Raw genomic sequence first — 21,439 nt, 5'->3', positions numbered from 1 at the left:
AGATCAAGACAACGATGAGCGGGTATCGATGCGACGACGCACTGACGGCTGTTGATTTCATCAGCGCTAAAGACGTGCTCGCTTACGGCTCGGCCGGTATCACGACCATCGGGGAAATACTCGATCGGCTGCCTAAGCGCTATGAGGACAGGCGCATGTTCGATGCCTTTCCAGCCCAAGCAGGTGGTACCGCGCTATGCCTGCGCGGCATGGTCGTGGACACTCAGGTCAAACGATTCGGTGGTAGAAAACAGTTCTACGAAGCTGTCGTTTTCGAAGGAGACGAGAACGCACTGCGAACCAACAAAATTACCTGCCGCTGGTTCAACATGCCGTGGATGAAGAACGCCCTAGCCGAAGGCCATGAGGTGGTTATATACGGCAAACCAAAAGAGTATCAGGGCGGCATGGTCATGGATCACCCGGACTATGAGATCGTGGGCGACAGCGATGAGGTGTCGATTCACTTGGAACGTATCGTTCCCATCTACAAAGGAGTCAGCGGCATTCCCCAGCGTCGTCTGCGTGAGCACGCCTATAAGCTGCTAGAGAATACCGACATCAGCTGTCTCGCACCGGTCTACGATGTCGACCCCACTTACCCTCGACACGAGGCGCTCCGTGAGGCGCATTTCCCTGAATCTCTGGAACAGGCTGAAGCAGCCAAACGTTACTTCGCTCTCGAAGAGTTCTTCGCCCTCCAGTTGAGTGTGGTTTGGAAACGGGCGAGAGTGCGCGAGCATCAAGGCCGGGTTCTTGGCAAAAAAACCAAACTTCTCACCGAGTTCTACCACAGCCTGCCATTCGACCTAACAGAAGCACAGAAACGTAGCGTCAAAGAAGTCATCGCAGACATGCGGTCGCCATTTCCCATGAGCCGACTGCTGCAGGGTGATGTGGGATCGGGAAAAACTTTCGTCGCGCTGTGCGCAATGTTGTTAGCTGTCGATTCTGGTGTCCAAGCAGCGTTGATGGCACCCACCCAGATCTTGGCGGAGCAACATTACCTTACCTTCAAAAAGTGGTTGGAACCTCTTGGCCTTCGCATTTCCCTCCGAACCGGCTCCAGAAAAGAAGACGCCCATCTTGAGATGGACGGTGAGTCGCAGATCATCATCGGTACTCACGCACTGCTTTACGACAACGTTGCATTTAATGACCTAGGTCTCATCGTCATCGACGAGCAGCACAAGTTTGGCGTCGGCCAGCGATCCTCACTCATCCAACAGGGGGTGATGCCTGATGTTCTGGTCATGACTGCCACACCTATCCCACGCACTCTGACACTCACCATCTACGGGGATCTGGATGTTTCCATCCTCGATGAACGCCCAGCGGGTCGAGGCGAGGTTATCACAGCCGTTCGAAAGAAACCAAAAGTCACAGACATCACCAAGTTCCTCAAAGAGCAACTCACCAGTGGGCGGCAGGCTTATCTTGTTTATCCGCTAGTCGAGGAAAGTGACGCCCTCAAGGCGGAGGCCGCTACGGTCGAGTTTGAGAAATGGTGTAAGCGACTTTCCAAATTCAAAGTCGGCCTTCTTCACGGGAAAATGAAACCCGAAGAAAAGGACGCGGTGATGACCGCCTTCCGCGATGCTGAACTCGATGTCTTAGTCGCAACCACCGTGATCGAAGTCGGTGTCGATGTGCCCAACGCTAACACCATGATCATTCACAATGCTGAACGCTTCGGCTTGGCTCAGCTGCACCAGCTGCGTGGACGTATCGGCCGGGGTGAACACAAGAGCTACTGCATCCTCGCCACCGATGGTAAATCTGCTGATGCGATGGAAAAACTTCAAGTCATGGCAGACACCTCGGACGGCTTCAAGATCGCCGAAGCTGACCTGCGGCTGCGTGGACCCGGTGATGTGTTAGGTACTGAGCAGAGTGGCCTTACCAATTTAAAATTCATCGATTTCCTCGCCGACACCGAATTGATTCGTGAAGCCCGCAGCCTCGCGGAAAAGGTGATTGCCGATGACCCCTTACTCAAGAAGTCCCCTGCCCTACTGCGCTTGATTCACGATGGCGAGGTTGAAATAGGATAGTCCACTGTGCTAACCTAACCACCAGCCGATGAATCCCAATGTGATCAGCACCATCTTCGTCTGCCTACACTGGCTAGTAGTGGTGGGGCTCAGTGTGCGCGTCATCATGCGGAGGGCACCCGTAGGAGTTTCTCTCGCTTGGTTAGTAGTCATTTCCACGACTCCCGGCATCGGAGCGTTTCTTTATCTCCTCGTCGGAGAAAAACGTCTCGGCAAACACCGAGCAGCTTACATGTCGGCCTCATTGAAAGGCATCTCAAGTTGGCTCCACACGCTGCGTAAGCAAGAGGACGCGGTAAAAGCACCCATCGATGAACAGTCCGAACCCATGCGTCTCCATGCACAACAGATGTTAGGCATCCCTGCACTCAAGGGTAACAGCGTAGAAATACTATCCGATTTTCAAACCATCTTCGACTCCCTCATTGCAGATATAGATGCCGCGCAGAACAGCTGCCACTTGGGCTTCTACATTTGGCATGAAGGTGGTCGGGTAAACGATGTGGTCGATGCCTTGGCAAGGGCTGCAGCACGAGGTGTGGAATGTCTTGCTCTCGCGGATGCCATCGGTAGCAAGAGCTTTCTGAACAGCTCCCAGGCTAAAAAATTACGTTCAGCCGGTGTGACACTAACTGCGGCGCTGCCCACAGGGTTCATCCGGAATATGATTGTTAGAAGAGATCTGCGCAATCATCGGAAGGTGGTCGTGATCGATGACGCCATCGCTTACACAGGCAGTCAAAACCTTGCCGACCCGCGCATTTTCAAAACCGATTCAGGAGTAGGAGCGTGGGTGGATGCCATGGTGAGGATCCAGGGTCCCATCATCGCCGAGTTTGCCGGTGTATTCAGCTTCGACTGGAGTCTGGAAAATGGCACCAGCTTCGAAGCACCCAAACCTACCGAACAAATTACCAAACACGGAAACATCACCGCGCAAGTGATCCCCTCCGGTCCTGGGCTCAGACCTGAAGCCATTCATCAGCTGTTTCTTACGGCCATCTATTCGGCCCGCCGAGAGCTGATCATCACCACACCCTACTTTGTGCCCGAGGAGTCCATCCTCACGGCTCTGCTATCCGCAGCTACCCGTGGGGTGGAAGTAACACTGATCGTTCCTGCGAAAAACGACTCCCTGTTAGTGCGTTTTGCCGGCGTTGCTTATTTTGATGACTTGATGTCCGCTGGTGTTCGGATTGCGTTATTCGAAGGAGGGTTGCTGCATACAAAAAGCATCACCATCGACGGCTCGGTCAGCTTGTTTGGATCTGTCAACCTAGACATCCGCAGCCTGTGGCTGAACTTTGAGATCTCGTTGTTTATATACGATGCTGAGTTTACTAACAAGCTGCTGCAGCTTCAACGTGAGTATCTCAATCAATCAACCATGCTTGACCTCGAGGAGTGGCGACAACGGCCTACCCTACATCGATTCACAGAGGATGCATTCCGCTTGTTAGGCCCCTTGCTGTAAAAGCTTAGCGTTCGAGGATCTCTACCTCGTAGCCGTCCGGATCGGTGACGAAGGCCATCTTTCTTTCCCCTGAGGTGAATTTTTTGCGCCATTCGGATGGCCAGATTTCAATCCCGCCGGTCTCAAGCTCATCGCAATATTTCACGATGTCTTCAACCCCAACAGCGGTGTGCATCAGATCTTCCGGAACATCCACATTGTAGTCCGGGGAGTATGTCAGCTCGAGAAAGTGATCGTTGCCTGGGAGGTGAAGGAACGCCAGTTTGTTACCTTGAGGTGAAGTTTTACGCTCGCCTAGCTCAAAGCCAAGTTTTTCATAGAACTCGATGCTGGCATCGGGATTGGAGACACGGATTCTGGTATGAAGAAATTTGATCATGTCCATTTGTGGAGCCGATGACGCGTGGCGTCAAGAGCTCAACAAAAATCGTGGTGGTTGCCAGCGAGTGGGGTTGCATTACGGCTCCATGTGAGATAATTATGAAGTTGTGAGCGGAACGCGGAAGAATGTTGCCATTTTATTGGAGGACAATTACGAAAGACCATTTCGATTGATCGATGGCATTCTCTCCTTGCCCGGCGTCAGAGAGCGTTGCGCTTTCCGTAAATTTTCCGTCTACGAAGTCGCCAAAGAAGACGTCTTCACCAATGAATGGAACCCGGATGGCATCATCACTTGCTATTCGGACAACTCCGACCACTGGCTGAGTGATGTCGACGTTCCGGTGGTCAACATGACAGGCTGGCCGTCTGGCCGACACCCTTCAGCAGGCACCGACACCAGCTCGATGTCTAGGACAGCTGTCGAGCATTTCGACAGCTTGGGCTACAAACACATTCTTTTGATTGATACTGAAGGTTCTGTGACCAAGCCCACATTGGAGGACTCCATGTTGCCACTTTGTGAATCCAGAAACATCAAACTAACAACGGCATACATGCCAGACGGACTGGGTGCCCAAGATGTGCCGAGATTAGGAAAGATTTGCCCTGTATTTGAGGAAACAGTTTCTAACAGGGCCGAGCCTTTGGCAATTTTTTCAAGACACGATCTGCGAGGCCGCTTAGTGACTGATTACCTCGTCAGCAAAAACATCAAGATCCCGCAAGAAGTGGCGGTGTTAGGCTGCTTCGATTCCGTGGATGCCAAACTCTGCGACCCCCCGCTTTCAAGCATCGTTCTGCGTGACATTCAGACCGGTTCACGGGGCATGGCAAAGTTAGAAAAACTGATGGCTGGTGAGAAGCTCGTTAATCAGCACGAGATGGTTCCGGTGCATGGAGTCCGAGTCCGAGGTTCTACCCTAGGTCAATCCGAAGGTGATTTGGAAATTCTTCGCGCCCGGAGCATCATCAGAGAGCGTGCTCGGGAAGGTATCACCGTGGACATGCTGGTCAGTGAGATCAATGTCTCGCGTAGCACATTCGAAAAACGGTTCATTGCTCTCACAGGTCAATCACCCGCCCAAGAAATTCGCCGTGTTCGCCTTGATTGGGCACGGGAGCTACTACTAACAACAGATCTACCTATGGCGCAACTGGCACCTCTGGTAGGCTTCATGGATCGGCGTGCATTCGTGGTGTTCTTCAAACGCGAAGCAGGCGTGACACCAACTGACTTCCGTAAAAACAATCGCGAGTGATCAAAAAAATCCCGGAGCCTGCAAGCGCTGACTCCGGGAGATTACTGCTCAAAGCATTGTTACATTCGAGTCACTAACAATCCCAGTGCGATCAGCGCACCGATTTTCTCGTGACTGCCTCCTGTGCCAGCGATGACGAGTAGGCCAAGGCACATGATACCGATACCTTTCAGTCGTGCCATGCTCCACAGCCAAATTCCAGTCTTGGAATCAACATTTTCCTCGGCTGCTTCCATCCTGACCTTCTCCATGTCGTTCTCCTTGAGGCCTTTGATCTCTTCGCTATACTCCTTTTTGTCATCAGCGCTATCCGAGTCAGCCTTTTCTTTCTCTAGCAGAGCGATCTTATATTGCACGGCCTCCACTTGACCTGCTGCGTCTCTCGCCGATGTGCTCTTCCATGTAAGGATTCCCTGGCTCAGCAGGAAGATGAGCAGGCCTAACAGGAGTAGCGCATAACGGATCACGGCATTGCCTCCCAGTTTTTGTGTTTCTTCGTTAAAGTCCATAATTCTGTGCTGTTGTTTATTGGGTTGGGTTATTCAATCAACATTTCTGACGATCGATAACATGGCAGCATGCACACAAAGATTATTAGAACTCAAGTTTCAATGTTGGAGCCTAAAAAAACACCCGCAAGCATACGCTTACGGGTGTTTGTTAAATTCTTGGTTAGACTTGGCTATCAGGCCTTCGCCTTACCTTTTCCTTTCGGCTGGACTGGCTTGAAAATCAACTCCTCACTGTCAGCCTTGCGGGTGACTTTGACGGTGTCGCCTTCCTTGATGTCAGCGCGGAGTAAGGACTCGGCCAATGGGTCTTCGAGGTAACGTTCCACAGCCCGGCGCATCGGACGCGCACCGTAGTTTGGATCGTAGCCTTTTTCCATCAGCAGTTCGCGAGCGGCCTTGTCGAGTTTGATCTCGATGCCTTTTTCCTGCAAGCGCTTGTAGAGCTTGGAGCATTCGAGATCGACGATGACGTTGAGTGCCTTTTTCTCCAACATGTGGAAGACCACAGTGTCATCAAGACGGTTGAGAAATTCAGGTTTGAACTGCTTCTTCGCCTCCTCGAGGATCTTCTCTTTCATACCTTCGAAGTCTCCATCTTCAGCCTGCATTGCGCCAAAACCGAGCGAGGTCTGACGTTTGATGCTGGAGGCACCCACGTTAGAGGTGAGGATGATGATGGTATTTCGGAAGTCGATCTTGCGACCGAAGGAATCAGTCACCATACCCTCCTCCAGAATCTGGAGCAGCAGGTTCATGACATCAGGGTGAGCTTTCTCGATTTCGTCAAAGAGCACCACGGAATAAGGACGACGTCTGACAGCTTCAGAGAGCTGACCACCTTCTTCATAACCAACATAGCCTGGAGGAGAGCCGATCAAGCGCGAGGTGGAGAATTTCTCCATGTACTCGGACATGTCGATCTGGATCAAGCTATCGGCATCACCGAACATGAATTCGGCAAGGTTGCGTGCAAGGTAAGTCTTACCAACACCGGTGGGTCCGAGGAATAGGAACGAACCGATCGGGCGGCGTGGGTCCTTGAGGTCGGCGCGCGAGCGGCGCAGGGCTTTGGAAATGGTCACCACGGCGGTGTCCTGACCAATAACGGCTTCCTTGAGCTTCTCCTCCATCTTGAGAAGTTTGTCTGCCTCCTTCTGCTCCATGCGCTGGAGTGGAACGCCGGTCCATTTGGAAATGACGGCCATGATTTCGTCCTCGCCGACTTCGACGATGGTTTCTTCACTTTCGGCCTTCCACGTGGCAACGAGATCTTCGAGTTCCTTTTTGGCGTTTTTCTCCTCATCACGCATCGATGCGGCTTGCTCGAAGTTTTGATCGTTGATGGCGGCGACTTTTTCCTCCTGGATTTTTTCGATCTTCGCTTCGAGATCTTTGACTTTCGGCGGACGGGTCATCTGACCGATCCTTGCGCGCGAGCCGGCTTCGTCGATAACATCGATCGCTTTATCCGGCAGGAAACGGTCGGAGAGATAGCGGGAGGAAAGTTTCACCGAAGCTTCGAGAGCTTCTTGGGTGTATTTCGCCTTGTGGTGCTCTTCGTATTTGAAACGGAGCCCTTGCAAAATGGCGATCGCATCCTCTTGAGACGGCTCATCCACTTTCACCTTCTGGAAACGACGCTCGAGCGCGGAGTCCTTCTCGATGAACTTACGATACTCGTTCATGGTGGTGGCACCCACGCACTGGAGCTCGGCCCGGCTGAGAGCGGGCTTGATGATGTTAGAGGCATCCATGGCACCCTCGGCGGACCCGGCACCTACGATAGTATGCAGCTCGTCGATAAACAGGATGACGTTTCCTGCCTTGCGGATTTCATCCATGACGGCCTTGATGCGCTCTTCGAACTGGCCACGGTATTTGGTTCCAGCGACCATCAGAGCGAGGTCGAGTGTGACCACGCGTTTGTCGCGGAGAAGTTCCGGCACGTTACCGCTGGTGATCTCTTGGGCGAGGCCTTCGACGATGGCGGTTTTACCCACGCCGGCCTCACCGATGAGGACAGGGTTGTTCTTGGTGCGGCGGCAGAGAATTTGAATCACCCGCTCGATTTCGGACTCACGGCCGATCACAGGATCGAGTTTGTCTTTCTCAGCAAGCTTGGTGAGATCGCGGCCGAATGCTTTCAGCGCGGGGGTTTTGGTTTTTCCCTCACCTTCCATCTCATCTGGCTCGTCATTCTCGTCTTCGAACTCCTCAAACTCGTCCTCCATATCCTCTGGACTGAAGTTCGGGTCGATTTCGGCAAGGATTTCTTGGCGGGTCTGATTGATGTCCACTTCGAGACTGCTCAGCACGCGGGCGGCAACACCTTCACCTTCACGCAGCAAACCTAACAGCAAGTGTTCGGTTCCCACGTAGGAGTGATCCAGCTGCTGGGCTTCCTTGTTAGAAAGCGACAACACCTTCTTCACTCTCGGAGTGTAAGGAATGTTGCCACTGATCTTTTGCTCCGGCCCTGAGCCTACTTGTTTCTCCACCTCGATTCTGACGGTTTCGAGATCCAGACCCATGTTCTGCAGCACGCTGACAGCGACGCCTTGACCCAACTTGATGAGACCTAACAAAATGTGTTCGGTTCCCACGTAATTATGGTTAAAGCGATCCGCCTCTTTGCGCGCGAGAGCAAGGACCTGTTGGGCTCTTGGTGTGAAATTATTCATGATATTAGCTGATTATGCCGGAGGTGATTCCTCAGAATTTGTATGATTTATAAAATTAATAACAGGTGTTGGGAGTGATTGCAACCTGCTACGTATTATTTCAGCGCGCAAGGTGTCTCTCTCCTCGGGGCTAAGTTTGCGTTTTGCATGATGTTGAAGATGCGCTGGCTCGATGTCCATCAATAAGGCGTCACACAGCTGCAAAGTCTCTTTTGGAAAACACCCCATGTCCGCACCGAGCCGGATCAACGACAGGTGGGTGAGCGCTTCCTTGGAATCGATGACGTAAGCGTATTTCAGCATACCGTAGGCCCGGCCGATTTTATCCGCAATCATCTGGGGATCATCCTCCACCAGTTTTAACCGAGCATCGCGCTCGTGGTCGCGCACTTTTCTGATCACGCGCTCCAGACGATCGATGATATCCTGTTCGCTTTCGCCGAGGGTGGATTGATTGGAAATTTGGAATAGATGCCCAAGTGACTCGGTGCCTTCGCCGAAGATACCGCGAACGGCCAGGCCGAGTTTGCCGACAGCTTGAATCACCTGTCCGATGTGATCACTGATGACCAGACCGGGAAGATGCAGCATGGCAGAAGCACGTAATCCGGTGCCCAAATTTGTAGGACACGCGGTCAGGTAACCGAGTTCGTGATCGAAGGCGTAGGACAAAGTTTTTTCCAACTGCTCATCGACTTGAGTGATCAATTCGTAAGCCTCCTGAAGATGGAGCCCTGAGCGGATGGACTGTAGGCGCAGATGATCCTCCTCGTTGATCATCACACTCAGTGTCTGATTACGATTAACCACTGCGGCACTGCCCTCGCTGCGAGCGGCTTGCTCGCGGCTGATCAAGTGTCGCTCCACCAGCACCTGCTTTTGCACCGATGTCAACTCACTCAGCTGGTGGGAAAATGCGTCTTTCATCTCTGGCAACTCCTCGATCGCCGGACGGAGCGCAGACATGATTTCGATGCGCTCTTCCTTGCGCGCCCAGCCGGGGAATGGTGTCTCGCAGACATTGCGGGCCAGCCGGATTCGGCTCGTGAGAACCACGGCGCTGTCCGAGTCCGCGCCGGTCATCCAATCGGCTGGGTGTTTTAATAATGTGGAAAATCTCATCATGGTTCAACTTATCGCTGGCCTGTTAGGACTCGGATGCTTCGGACTTTTTCTCGGAGAGCTTTTGTATCTCATCGCGGAGGGCGGCTGCCTTTTCGTAATCCTCTGCACCGATGGCGGCTTCCATGTCCTGCTCGAGTTGGTCTAATTTCTGACGATGTTCGAAGGCTTCGAGCATGCCCTCGGGCACGCGACCGACGTGGCTAGTATCCTTGTGCATGCCGCCGAGGTTGTGTTTTATCTCCTCGCGGAAGAACTGATAACATTGGCTGCAGCCTAAGCGACCGGTTTTTTTCAAATCCTCGAAGGCAAATCCGCAGCCCGGGCAGATGCCGGTTCCGAGTTCCCGGGGGACACTTGCTCCACCCGCGGTGGCATCCGGTTTAAAATTCACACCCTCAACAGCAGACGACGCCTTCGCCGATAATTTCGAGGGGTCCATATTGCCCAAAAGAAACCCTTCCGGATCCGTGACCCCATTCTTCATGGCACACTTTTCACAGAGGCAGGATTTCTTGGAATTGCCGTCGATGATTTGGGTAAAGAAGACGGTGGCCTTGCTATCACAGTAGTCGCATTGCATCGCTGCGAGCATCGTAGACCTCCCCAGAGCAAATGCGAAAGGAAAAGCGTTGGATGGCACGATTTTTTCCGCCGGGTATACAACCACAGCCAAACCGTGGATTTTGGAACCTCTCAGAATCCACCGGATTTGCATCAATTTGGCGGTATAGGTCGACTTCTCTTGTGCCTTGCCAAGTCTCCGGTACGGATGCAGTCTGTGGCCGCCGATTCTTTGATTTTTTAAATGAATATTTTCCGCCACTTCACGTCCTATCGGCTGAATGGACCCGTTCCACCCGACTCAGCATCCGGCCCCACGCCGGCCAGCGGCGGGCGCAACGACGTGACGTCGGGGGGCGGGTCAGAAGCCTCAAAACAAGATAAAAACAACGAAATCAGCACCGCAGAGGATGCCGCAGAAGACGTCGAACTGGTCCGCAAAGCCCAGGCAGGCGACACCAAGGCCTTCGATCGGCTGGTCAGCAAACACCGTGGAAGAATATACGCCATGATTGTCAATATGGTCAAAAACGACGCCGATGCATGGGACCTCGCTCAAGAGGCCTTCATCAAAGCGTGGCGCGCTTTGCCCAAATTCGAAGGCAAGGCTCGATTCTCCACCTGGCTGTTCCGCATCAGCCACAACGTGGTCTACGACTGGCTGCGCAAGCACAAGATCCAAGGCGACGGCGAGCTCAACGATGAGATTTTCGACGCCTCAACCATAGAACCCAGCGCCCTCACCACCCCTCATCACGAGGCCAGGCCCGATCAGGCCATGGAGCGCGAGGAGCTTCGCAAGCAACTCGAGGACGCCATCGCCAAGCTTTCCGAAGAACACCGCGAAGTCATCCTGCTGCGCGAGGTCCAAGGACTCGACTACAAGGAAATCGCCGACATCACCAACAACTCCATCGGAACCGTGATGAGTCGACTCCACTACGCGCGAAAAAAACTTCAAATCTCACTCTCTACCCTCTAAGATACCAGCCCCTCTCCCACGGCCTAACCACCAATCCACAAAGCCATGAACACACCACCTGACGAAACAACACTCACCCTCTGGATGGACGGTGAGCTGGAAGGCGATGATCTTATTCGCATGGAAGCCTGGGCGAAAGACCACCCTGAGCTTCTCGCCGAGCGCGATGCCATCTCCGCCCTCAGCCGCAGCATTCAGGACAACATTCCGGCGAGTGTAGAACCTCCCTACCCTGACTTCTTTAACGAACGCATCCTCCACGCCATCGAGGAAGATCAGCCGGCGCCCGAACCTGCACCTGCTCCTTCACCGTCCGGCTTTTGGAAATGGCTGGTCGCCCCTGTGGCGGCCGGTGCGATGGCGATCTGTTTCTACCTCGGCACCCAGATGCAGTCTGGAAATCCTGCCCAGGCAACCACTTCTCCAGTGCTTGCCACATCCACCGTTTACACTCCGGACAGCAGCGTGGAAGCGAATATTTTCGTCTCCGGTAACGAGGAAGCCACCGTCATCGTGCTCGAGGGCCTGGATGACATTCCTGATGATCTGGAAATGGTCGGAGGTCCCACGCCGAAGAACTCCGGCAAGGTCATGGTCAACACGGGCGAGTATTACTAATCCGTTCAGCTGAACCCAGCCCCAGAGATTCACCATCATGTCCGCCAGAGCCATCTACACTTTCCTGCTGCCACTCCTACTCGTGATGAGTCCGGCTGTTCTGAGTGCGCAGGAAACTAAGAAGGACTCCGGAAAGGAAAAAATCGGCCAGATCCGTGCCACCATTTACTACGGCACCAATGATGCGGTGCCCGAGCTGGGAAATAATGCCAAACCTCTGCCCGACTCCCAAGTCAAGCGGCTGCAAGCCATCGAAACCACCAAGTTTAAAAACTACCGTATGCTCGGGCAAGACGCCCAATCGGTTCTGCGCAGTTATGAAAACTGGGTATCACCGCTGAAGCCTTCCGAGGAAATTATGCTAAGTTTTGAGTCCCGCGGACGTTCTGACAATGGTGGATTGCGTCTCGATCTTGAACTTTGGCAACACAAGCGTAAGGTCATGAAAAGTGATCCGGTCCTCTTCAAAGGCAGACCACTACTGATCCTCGGTCCGAAATGGCGCGGGGGCAGACTGATCATTTCCATCGAACTCATCAAACTCACCAGCCCATAGACATCCATGTTTCACTGTTTCACCCGCATTCTCCCATGCCTTTTACTCACCGTTCTGGCCCCACTTCAGGTTCAGGCGGCTAACGGATTGACCTTTGCCAGCAATCGCGTGGACGTCACCGCCAAACCGGATGCTCTCAAGCTCACGGTTCCTTACACCTTTGAAAACACCTCCAAGCGCACCATCACCATCTCGCGTTGGGACTCGGCCTGCTCGTGCCTGAGTGCACGCATCCAGGATGGAAAAATGGCCTACAAGCCAGGTGAAAAGGGGAAAATCCTCATCGACTTTGAACTCGGCAGTTTTTCCGGCACCCAGGTAAAAACAGTGATGCTATGGACCGAGGACGACAGCGCCGAGCGCCCCTCCACCGTGCTCACAGTGGCCATCAAGATTCCAGTGCTCTTTGACATCACCCCCAAGACCATCTTCTGGGATCAAGGCGGGGAAAAGGAAACCAAATCCTTCAAACTCAAAGTCAATCATGACAAACCCATCCGCATCCTCAACCACAGCGGAACCAATGCGGCATTCCCCTACACCATCAAAACCATCCGCGATGGTTGGGAGTATGAACTTGTAGTCACTCCCTCCGATGTCAGCACACCTGCCTTCGGCATGATCAAGCTGACCACAGACTCGGCGATCAAACGCTACCAGAGGCAGCAGGCATTTGTCTGTGTGCGCCGCAAAAAGTAGCCCTACTTTTCCCAGCCAAGAGTCACAATATCGGTTAGCTCGATGAATTTGTGTTCGGCGTTCTTGGTGTTCCATCGGAACGACAACACGCAGAACCGCGGCTCGACATAAGGGAAGTCGCCACGCGGCCCGATGCGGTCCATCAACGGCGAGTTTTTACTCAAGAAGGCATCGAAGGCCGGCTCGCCGCGGGGGTGACTCTTGATCTCCAGCCGGATCATCTGGCTTTTGAGTTCTTCCGGTAGATTTTTTACCAAATCAGCCGTGCGGGCTTCGGCGATGCAGTGAAACGTCGTGATTTTTTCCGTCGGCTTCTCGGCGTAGTTTTCCAACAGTTTCTCATAATGCTCGATGAATGCGTCCGCATGCACTCTCGGCGGATGAATCCCCGGGCGCTCCACTACCTGCACAACCATGAGCAGCCTCTCACGGATCTCGGTCTTATCTTCGAAAGACACATAGTATAAATACTGACGCATGTCATCCTCCAGCCGAGGCACCATTTCTGCAAAGTAATTTGACTTCACCGTCTTCAACGGACCGGCGAGACAGCTCTTCTTCAAATCCTCATGACTGCGAGTGCTCTTGGTCATCAGGGGAAGGCGCTCTTCCAATGTTTTGGCCGACAGGAACTGATCGAGGATTTCATTGGCCAAAAAGCGCCGGCCTTCGACCAAAGAACCCGCTTTGGGCGGGTTCTTAACTTGAGGTGATGTCGCAGCTCCTGGCGCGGCTGGCGGCTTGGAGGAAACACCCCCTGGTGCCGGCGGCGGTGCCAAGTCAGGGAACTCACCTGGTGCGGTAGGTGGCGCAGGCTCTGTCACTGGTTTGGGTGGTGGTGTGGGCGCTGCTGGTGATGGCGTTTGTATCGACTCTGGATTTGGCGTTGCATCCGGAGCGGGAACATCCGGCTGAACATCACTTTTCACCTCGCTGGGTGCGGTGGGCTTCGGCGTGGGAGGAGCAGTGGGCGTGCTCCCTGTTTTAAAGTCCCAGAGATTCACAAAGCCGACGGCTTGTAAAACCACGAGAACCAATGCGGCTGCCACCAGAAGAAATGCCAGAGGAAAAACCACTCGCATCCAGCGTGGACGTCGACTGGTCGACTCATGCGAACGGCGCACTGCCGTTCCTGCTGACGAGGACTCGCCTGAACCACCTGCACTTGGACTGGACGAAGATTGAGCCGCTGGCGGCTGTTCGACGGGTTTGGTAAGCAACGCCGACGTTAACGGATGAGGTTGCGGAGTTGGCTGGGGAGCTGGAGCTTGCTGCTGGGGAGCTGGCTGTTCTGAAGCTTGTTGCTGCGGTGGCGACTGCTGAAGCGAAATAGGCTGCTGTTGCTGCTGCGGTTGAGATTGCACAGGTGCTTGCTGCGCCGGATACTGAGCTTGTGGCTGCTGTTGAGCAGGGGCCTGCTGGGCAGGCGGCGTTGGCTGAGATGGCGCTTGCTGAACAGGCGCGGGAGCTGGGGCTTGTTGGGGAGCAGCTGCTTGTTGAGGGGCAGGCTGTGGTGCTATAATGTTCGCAGAGCATTGGGGACAGGGACCTGTCACGCCAGCCATGTGTTCCGGCACTTGAAGCTTCATGCCGCAGCTCGGGCAGTGGAAAGTAATTGTCGTAGAAGGTTGCATAAGTGCAAAGAATGGGAGGTAGGGGTCCGTATTCTATCAACTTCCGTGTTCTTGTCAACCTAGCAAGGTGTAACATCTAGAGACCTAAAATGTATTTCCTGCTGCTATGCTACTGCCATAAATGACACCCTCCACATCGCCTAACAATCCATGCTTTTCCGCTCCATGAAATCACGCAAATCACCATCACCCAGCTGTTTCCTATTATGCATAGCAACACCATCATTGCTTCTCGCTCAGGAAACCAAAACCGAGCTCCCAGCGGCAGCCAAACTGGATGTCACCAAGAAGGTGCACCAACTCATCGTCAAGTCAGCCGCTACTCCATCGCCGCTCAAAGCTTATACTGAAACTGTTCCCAAAGCAGGTAACGCGACGCTGCAAATGCTGCCCGTCAAAGCCGGAGAGTTCCAGCTGGGCTCGCCGGATGCGGAACCAGGCCGCAATGCCGACGAAGGACCTCAGAAAAAAATCAAGGTCGATGCTTTCTGGATGTCGAAGACTGAGATCACCTGGAAACTCTACAATCCATATTACAAAAACGGAAAGCCGCGCAACAAGGATGGCACCCTGATGTCGCCCTCCGATAAAGACGAACTCAGCGACGTCATCAGCCAGCCGACACCGCAGTATCACGACATGTTTTTGAACAACAGCTTCGTCAACGATCCAGACCATCCGGCCATGGACATGACCCAACACGCGGCCAGCAAATTCTGCCAGTGGCTGAGTGCACAAACCGGACATTTTTATCGCCTCCCCACCGAGGCTGAGTGGGAATACGCCTGCCGCGCCGGAACCTCCACCGCTTGGTCGTTCGGTGATGATGAGTCAAAGCTTGGAGACCATGCATGGTTCGCAGACAACTCGAACTTCACCTACCAGAAAGTCGGTTTGAAAAAACCCAACCCATGGGGATTTCACGATATGCACGGCAACGTTGCCGAGTGGGTGCTGGACCAGTTCAGCGATAAATTCTACGGCAAACTCAAGGACGGAGAGATGAATCCATGGAACGCCCCCACCACACGTTACCCAAGAACGGTGCGAGGTGGCAGTTGGGACAGTGAAGCTCCAGCGACACGTAGTGCCGCTCGACTAGGATCTGCGCCAGACTGGAAACAAGAAGATCCTCAGATACCGAAAAGTGTCTGGTATCACACTGACGGTCAACATGTCGGTTTCCGAATTGTGCGTCCGGTGAAAATTCCAAGTGCCGAGGAAATGCATCGCTACTGGAACACGGATTGGTGGTCGCCCGAGCGTAACAAAGAGGACCTCTAATCTTCTCGGTGAAATAAATTTTCACCTACAAGACGCCTAGCATTGCCAAGTGGCGCTCGCCTCATAAACTGATCGCGCGCCATGTCAGATTCCTTTGTCCACCTTCACGTCCACACGGAGTATTCCACCCTCGACTCCACTGTTCGTACTAAGGCACTTGTCGCCCGAGCCGTGGAGCTGAATATGCCCGCCGTGGCGATGACAGACCACGGGAATCTCTACGCCGCCGTCGAATTTTATCAAAATGCCACCCGCGCCGGCGTCAAACCCATCCTCGGCTGCGAAATCTACCTCGCACCCGCCTCGCTCTACGACAAGGTGGAAACCCCCGGTCGCAAGAATTCCTCCCACCTCACCCTCTTAGCCAAAAACGAAACCGGCTGGAAGAACCTCGTTAAGCTGATCTCCATCGGCCACCTCGATGGCGACTACCTCGGCGAACCACGGGTCGATCGCGAACAGCTCGCCAAATTTTCCGAAGGACTGATCTGTCTCTCCGGCTGCATCAACGGCGCCGTCAACGAATGGCTGCAGAAAAAAGACCTCGATGCCGCCCGCGCCGAAGCCATCGCCCTGCGCGATATGTTCGGCCCCGATGACTTTTACCTCGAACTCAACGACCAGAGCCTGGAAATCCAGCAGGAACTCAACAAGCAGCTAAAGGCACTTTCCGAAGAACTCGGCGTTAAACTCGTCGCCACCAATGACGTCCACTTCCTGAACAAGGAGGACTCAGAGGCGCACGATGTGCTGATCTGCATCGGCCAAGGGCGCCTCTTGTTAGACGAAAACCGCAAGAGTTACCCAGTCGATCACTACTTCAAAACTCCCGAGGAAATGCGCGAGCTCTTCGCCGATTTCCCCGGCGCCTGTGACAACACCCTCGAGATTGCTGAAAAATGTAACGTCGAAATGGTGCTGGATGCCACCAGCTCTGAAAAATACCCGCAGTTCGAATCTCCCGACGGATCACCGCGGGAGGAGTATTTCCGCAAGGTTTGTTTCGATGGTCTGGCCAGCCGCTACGCCAACGGCAAACTCGAAAAACTCGCCGAAGGACTGAAAAAAACACCGGAGGAAATGCAGAAGGTGTTAGATGAGCGGCTCGATTACGAGATCAAGACGATCAACGACCTCGGATTCGCCTCCTATTTCTTGATCACCGCGGACTTCATTCAGTGGGGACGCGATAACGACATCCCCGTAGGACCGGGCCGTGGTTCCGCCGCCGGTTCGCTGGTGGCTTACACCATGGGCATCACCGATATTTGCCCCATGCGTTTCGGCCTGCTCTTCGAACGATTCCTCAACCCGGAGCGTGTCAGTCCGCCCGACGTGGATATTGATTTCTGTCAGACCCGACGCACCGAGGTCATCGAATACGTGCGTCAAAAATACGGGGAGCGTTCCGTTTCCCACATCATTACCTACGGAACCCTCGGCGCGAAAAGTGTCATCCGCGATGTCTCCCGTGTCATGGGTATCAGCTACGGCGATGCCGACATGCTGGCAAAAATGATCGAGGCGAAACCGGGCGTCAAACTCCAAGGCGAGTATGATGAGAAGCAAGAGCTGCGCGACATCATCGAGAACAGCAGCACCTGGCAAGACCTCTGGGGCTATGCCATCAAACTCGAAGGGGTGAAACGAAACACCGGTGTGCACGCCGCCGGTGTCGTGATCGGTGACCGCGCGCTCGATGAACACTGCGCCCTAACAAGAGGTAACGAAGGTGAGGTCGTCACCCAGGCAGACATGAACTCCATCACCGAGTTAGGCCTGTTAAAAATGGACTTCCTCGGTCTGAAAAACATGACCGTCATCCAGGATGCCGTGAACCACATTCGCGAGCACACACCTGATTTCGATATCAACGAAATCTCGCTGGAAGACAAACCCACTCTTGCCCTGCTGAACCGCGGTGAAACCATGGGCGTGTTCCAGCTGGAATCCGGCGGTATGGTCGAGACCTGCCGCAAGTATGGCATCGATAAAATTGACGACATCATTGACCTTCTCGCGCTCTACCGTCCGGGTGCCATGGACTACATCGATCAGATGATCGAGGTGAAAAAAGGCATCAAACCAGTGCGCTACGAGCACCCGCTGTTAGAAGTGATCTGTGGCGATACCTACGGCGTCATGATCTATCAGGAGCAGGTGCAGAACGCGGCCAAGATGCTCGCCGGTTACACCCTCGGTGGTGCGGATATTCTGCGCCGTGCGATGGGTAAGAAAAAACCCGAGGAAATGGCGAAGCAGCGCGAGATCTTCGTGGCCGGTGCCAAGGAAACCAACGATATCGACGCTCCTCTGGCGAACCAGATTTTCGATAAGATCGCCGGTTTCGCCGGTTATGGCTTCAACAAATCTCACTCCGCCTGTTACGGCCACATTTCCTACTGGACCGCCTACTTGAAGGCGAACCATCCGGTCGAGTTCATGTCCGGCCTGCTCTCTAACGAACTCAATAACACGGACAAGATCGGCATCTTCATCAACGAGTGCCATCGCATGGAAATTGAGATCCTGCCGCCGGACATCAATAAATCCAAACTCCGCTTCGCACCCGAAGCCATCCCATCCGGCAAGCTCGCCATCCGCTTCGGCCTCGCCGCGATCAAAAACGTGGGCGAGGGAGCCATGCGCACCGCCATCGCCGAACGCGATAAAAACGGTGAGTTCGCCAGCTTGGACGACCTGTCTAACAGGCTCGACTCCAAAAGCGTCAACAAGCGCATCTTGGAAAACTTGGTCAAAGCCGGCGCGCTCGACTGGACGGGTGAAACTCGCGCAGCGATGTTCCACCGGATCGAGCAAGTGGTGGCCTCTGCCAGCTCCGCCCAGCGCGATCGCGCACAAGGCCAGGTTTCACTTTTCGACACCATGGATTTCGCCGGTGCCGCGCCCGCTCAAGAGCAAGGCGGCGGTGACACCCCTGAGGTTGAGGAGTGGAGTAAGGATGAAAAACTGGCCAATGAGAAAGAGCTGTTAGGATGCTACACCAGTGGCCATCCGCTGGACAAATACCGCGAGGTCATCGACTCGGATCGCTTCAAAAAGATCGGCCTGTTAGACGAACTCGACACCAAGGATAAACGCGCGCGCTACCCCTTCGCCGGCATGATCCGCCACGTTGAACACAAGGTCACCCGCAAGGGCAAACCCTTCGGCGTGCTGCACATCGAGGATTTCACCGGCAACTGTGAGGTGGTCTGTTGGTCGGAAAGCTACTCCCCTGCCCGCGAGGCCGGCCTGCTGATGTCCGGCAGCGTCATCCGCCTGAAGGCCAACGTGCAGGTAGATGAGCGCACTGAATCTTTACGCCTCACGGGATCCGAAATCAAAGAACTCAAAGCCCGCGCCCCTGGAAAGAACGGCGCGGTGCAAGTCACTCTCTGGGTTGCCCGCCACAGCGAGGATGATCTAATGAACATCCGCAAAGTGCTGCAGCAGCACCCCGGAACAACACCTGTTGAGATCCATCTTCAGAGCGGTACTGGTAAACGCGCCACCATCGAAGCCGGAGAAAAACTTCGGGTGAAAAAATGCGCCGCCCTGAACCAGAGTTTGGCGGAGTGGATGGAGTAAACGTCTAGCTATTGTTAGTTCCCCTTCACCACACGCTCGGCAAATGCCTTGGCCTTGGCGAAATCTGGAAAGTAGTAAATGTGCACCATTCCAGCCGTATCCCCGATGGTGATGTGCACCGCAGCTACGGCATTGTCTTTTTTCTCATCCAATTCCACAGCTTGCACTTTTCGGATTTGGGCTCTGGAAATATACAGGTTATCAGGTTCTCCTTTGGCTTTTTTCTCTTTGATGTGCACAAAGCCATTCAAATTCCCATCCACGAGGGTGAATTCATCAGCCTGAGTGAGAGAAGCCAGGCCTATGAGCACGGATGCGACATATGTTGTTAGTTTAATATTCATGACTTTCCACCATACGGTAAAAATGGTCACCGCGCACCTTAAATTTCCCTGCAGCCCAGCGAGCGACAGTACGAGTGCATTTTCTAACGCCCCAACGGTATGGTGCTAACCTCGCCGCTGTCATTGTGGGTGATGACCAGTTGGTTCGGGCGCACGTCGGTGACTGTGAAATGTTGTCCGGCGGCACTGGTAAACTTCTGGCCAGCCCTCACGGCGTAGGTCTTACCGCTGCTCCGGCTCCGTAAAACCGCCCAAGGGTCGGCGGCTGAGGCTGGGATTTGTGCCGTCATTTCGCGGCGTTTGCCAGTGCGAGTATCTTCGATTTCAACCACTGAAACATCGGCAGGTTGACCGTCCGTGATCTTGGAATGGTTGAGCATACGGCGGATGCTGACGATTTTGAAATGCGTCTCGGGAATGACCTCGCCTTGCTTCACATCGACCTTTTTCTGCTTCCCATACAGCATGCGGACGGAGGCTGTGCTAACAGGTGCGCCCTCGGTTGAAGATGTTTTATCGACACCTGTTTTTTCCACCATCAGAGGCAGCGGCTTTTCCTTGTAATCGAGCATCGCCAGATCTTTGGCAACGGCTGTGGATGTTGTGCCTTTGCTGGGAATGGTTTTTCCGGCAATAAATGGTAAAAGTTTCTTGGCTCTTTGGCGCTGGCTTGGCCTTGGAGAATCTCCCGCGACAGTGTCAGGCGTGGAAGCCACTGACGGAGCAGTGTCGGTGGGCTCGTCGACTGGAGTGCTGGCCTCGGACTCGCCAGTTTGCTCACTCCCCTGTGCCACTTCCGTGGGCTCATCCTCGGTGGCAGTATCTTCCGTGATTGGAGCTGGATCCATCCATTCGACCCCTTCAATTCCCTCTGGCGAGTTAATGGTGAGTTCGCCATCGGCTGGATCGTGATTCAATAAATTGGCTATCTCGTCCTTGCCGGCAGCAGCAGCCACTTGGGAAGCTGTCCAGCCGTGTTCATTGACAGCGTATCGATTCGACCCGCTATCTAACAAGGCTTTAACTGTCGAAGCAAGTCCATGGTGCGCGGCGAGCATCAGTGGTGTCATGCCACCCTCATGTCTAACATAGACGGATGCGCCGAAGCTGGTGAGTGTTTCAATCACTTGATGTTTACCTTTGGAGGCAGCGTAGAGCAAAGCTGTGTCCAGCTGATCGCGAGAAAATGGGGCGATCTCTTCGACGCATGATTTATGACCACCTTCGACCGCGAGTATCAGAGCGGTGCGTTTTTTCTCATCCTTAAGCTCGGGTTTGGCGCCCTGTTTTAACAAATAACGCACCATCGTTGTATTTCCCTCGCGTGCGGCGAGCATCAGCGGCGTTACGCCATCCAACCCTCTAGTATCCACATCCATTCCATTCTCCAGCAAGAATGAGATCGATTCCTGGCGGTTCGCCCGTGACGCAAGGTGCATCGCAGTCCAGCCATTGGCGTCCTTGGTATTGAGATCCATGTCATGTTTCACAAACAGCTCGAGAGCACGCACATCACCGTTTTCTGCAGCGCGTAGGAAATCACCGGGCGTCGATTGATAACCTGACGTCTCCAACTCCTTCTCCACCTGCTCCTTTTTATCCCCACAAGAGGTCAGAACTAGCGTCATACCGAGTAGGCCTAACAGGACTGAAGAATAGAGAGATTGCATGTCGGCATAAT

At 53.9% G+C, this 21,439-nt stretch carries 17 protein-coding genes; 9 read left to right on the top strand and 8 right to left on the bottom strand.

Translation table 11 applies throughout. The annotated features are described in order from the left end of the window. Positions 1 to 14: 14 nt before the first annotated feature. Both recG and cls read left to right on the top strand, forming a co-directional pair. The gene (recG, locus tag ACSPJT_RS12455; protein ID WP_435892881.1) at positions 15 to 2,054 is read left to right on the top strand and encodes an ATP-dependent DNA helicase RecG; all 2,040 of its coding nucleotides are present in this window, start codon (positions 15 to 17) and stop codon (positions 2,052 to 2,054) included. 28 nt (positions 2,055 to 2,082) lie between these two features. Next, positions 2,083 to 3,528, top strand: a complete 1,446-nt coding sequence (gene cls, locus ACSPJT_RS12450; RefSeq protein WP_435892880.1) for a cardiolipin synthase — start codon at positions 2,083 to 2,085, stop codon at positions 3,526 to 3,528. Positions 3,529 to 3,532: 4 nt separating this feature from the next. Here the strand turns inward: cls and ACSPJT_RS12445 are convergent, their stop codons facing one another. Further along, complete coding sequence (locus tag ACSPJT_RS12445) at positions 3,533 to 3,907, bottom strand: VOC family protein (protein WP_435892879.1); 375 nt, start codon at positions 3,905 to 3,907, stop codon at positions 3,533 to 3,535. Positions 3,908 to 4,016: 109 nt separating this feature from the next. Here ACSPJT_RS12445 and ACSPJT_RS12440 point away from each other — a divergent pair, with 109 nt between their 5' ends. After that, positions 4,017 to 5,171, top strand: a complete 1,155-nt coding sequence (locus ACSPJT_RS12440; RefSeq protein WP_435892878.1) for a helix-turn-helix domain-containing protein — start codon at positions 4,017 to 4,019, stop codon at positions 5,169 to 5,171. 59 nt (positions 5,172 to 5,230) lie between these two features. Here the strand turns inward: ACSPJT_RS12440 and ACSPJT_RS12435 are convergent, their stop codons facing one another. The 4 genes from ACSPJT_RS12435 to ACSPJT_RS12420 form a co-directional block, all read right to left on the bottom strand. Continuing rightward, positions 5,231 to 5,680, bottom strand: coding sequence for a hypothetical protein (locus tag ACSPJT_RS12435; protein WP_435892877.1), 450 nt, complete (start codon positions 5,678 to 5,680; stop codon positions 5,231 to 5,233). A 176-nt stretch (positions 5,681 to 5,856) separates the two neighbouring features. After that, a complete protein-coding gene (locus ACSPJT_RS12430; protein WP_435892876.1) occupies positions 5,857 to 8,364 on the bottom strand; it encodes an ATP-dependent Clp protease ATP-binding subunit in 2,508 nt (835 codons plus the stop codon). 12 nt (positions 8,365 to 8,376) lie between these two features. After that, the gene (locus ACSPJT_RS12425) at positions 8,377 to 9,489 is read right to left on the bottom strand and encodes a protein arginine kinase (RefSeq protein ID WP_435892875.1); all 1,113 of its coding nucleotides are present in this window, start codon (positions 9,487 to 9,489) and stop codon (positions 8,377 to 8,379) included. Positions 9,490 to 9,511: 22 nt separating this feature from the next. Beyond that, on the bottom strand, positions 9,512 to 10,129 hold the full coding sequence (locus tag ACSPJT_RS12420; protein WP_435892874.1) for a UvrB/UvrC motif-containing protein: 618 nt from the start codon (positions 10,127 to 10,129) through the stop codon (positions 9,512 to 9,514). A gap of 165 nt (positions 10,130 to 10,294) precedes the next feature. Between ACSPJT_RS12420 and ACSPJT_RS12415 the strand changes: the two genes are divergently transcribed. From ACSPJT_RS12415 to ACSPJT_RS12400, 4 genes are read left to right on the top strand one after another with little or no spacing between them, the layout of a single operon-like run. Further along, entirely contained in the window at positions 10,295 to 11,032 is a 738-nt protein-coding gene (locus ACSPJT_RS12415) for an RNA polymerase sigma factor (protein WP_435892873.1), read from the top strand. A gap of 45 nt (positions 11,033 to 11,077) precedes the next feature. Then, positions 11,078 to 11,650: a hypothetical protein gene (locus tag ACSPJT_RS12410; RefSeq protein WP_435892872.1), complete on the top strand. Its 573-nt coding sequence runs from the start codon at positions 11,078 to 11,080 to the stop codon at positions 11,648 to 11,650. Positions 11,651 to 11,687: 37 nt separating this feature from the next. After that, positions 11,688 to 12,206 (top strand): hypothetical protein, encoded by a 519-nt coding sequence (locus ACSPJT_RS12405; RefSeq protein ID WP_435892871.1) that lies wholly within the window; start codon positions 11,688 to 11,690, stop codon positions 12,204 to 12,206. Positions 12,207 to 12,212: 6 nt separating this feature from the next. After that, a complete protein-coding gene (locus ACSPJT_RS12400) occupies positions 12,213 to 12,905 on the top strand; it encodes a DUF1573 domain-containing protein (RefSeq protein WP_435892870.1) in 693 nt (230 codons plus the stop codon). 2 nt (positions 12,906 to 12,907) lie between these two features. Here ACSPJT_RS12400 and ACSPJT_RS12395 read toward each other — a convergent pair whose 3' ends face one another. Continuing rightward, on the bottom strand, positions 12,908 to 14,539 hold the full coding sequence (locus tag ACSPJT_RS12395; RefSeq protein WP_435892869.1) for a hypothetical protein: 1,632 nt from the start codon (positions 14,537 to 14,539) through the stop codon (positions 12,908 to 12,910). A gap of 165 nt (positions 14,540 to 14,704) precedes the next feature. Between ACSPJT_RS12395 and ACSPJT_RS12390 the strand changes: the two genes are divergently transcribed. Together ACSPJT_RS12390 and dnaE are read left to right on the top strand one after the other, a co-directional pair. Continuing rightward, the gene (locus ACSPJT_RS12390; protein ID WP_435892868.1) at positions 14,705 to 15,823 is read left to right on the top strand and encodes a formylglycine-generating enzyme family protein; all 1,119 of its coding nucleotides are present in this window, start codon (positions 14,705 to 14,707) and stop codon (positions 15,821 to 15,823) included. Between the two features lie 81 nt (positions 15,824 to 15,904). Continuing rightward, a complete protein-coding gene (gene dnaE, locus ACSPJT_RS12385) occupies positions 15,905 to 19,414 on the top strand; it encodes a DNA polymerase III subunit alpha (RefSeq protein WP_435892867.1) in 3,510 nt (1,169 codons plus the stop codon). Positions 19,415 to 19,428: 14 nt separating this feature from the next. Here the strand turns inward: dnaE and ACSPJT_RS12380 are convergent, their stop codons facing one another. Beyond that, on the bottom strand, positions 19,429 to 19,758 hold the full coding sequence (locus ACSPJT_RS12380; protein ID WP_435892866.1) for a hypothetical protein: 330 nt from the start codon (positions 19,756 to 19,758) through the stop codon (positions 19,429 to 19,431). An 83-nt stretch (positions 19,759 to 19,841) separates the two neighbouring features. Then, a complete protein-coding gene (locus tag ACSPJT_RS12375; RefSeq protein ID WP_435892865.1) occupies positions 19,842 to 21,428 on the bottom strand; it encodes an ankyrin repeat domain-containing protein in 1,587 nt (528 codons plus the stop codon). Between the last annotated feature and the right edge of the window lie 11 nt (positions 21,429 to 21,439).

Source organism: Oceaniferula spumae, assembly GCF_042849255.1.
Taxonomy (GTDB): domain Bacteria; phylum Verrucomicrobiota; class Verrucomicrobiia; order Verrucomicrobiales; family Akkermansiaceae; genus Oceaniferula; species Oceaniferula spumae.
Note: the sequence above shows the minus strand (reverse complement) of the source record. Positions and strands in the feature narration are given on the sequence as shown.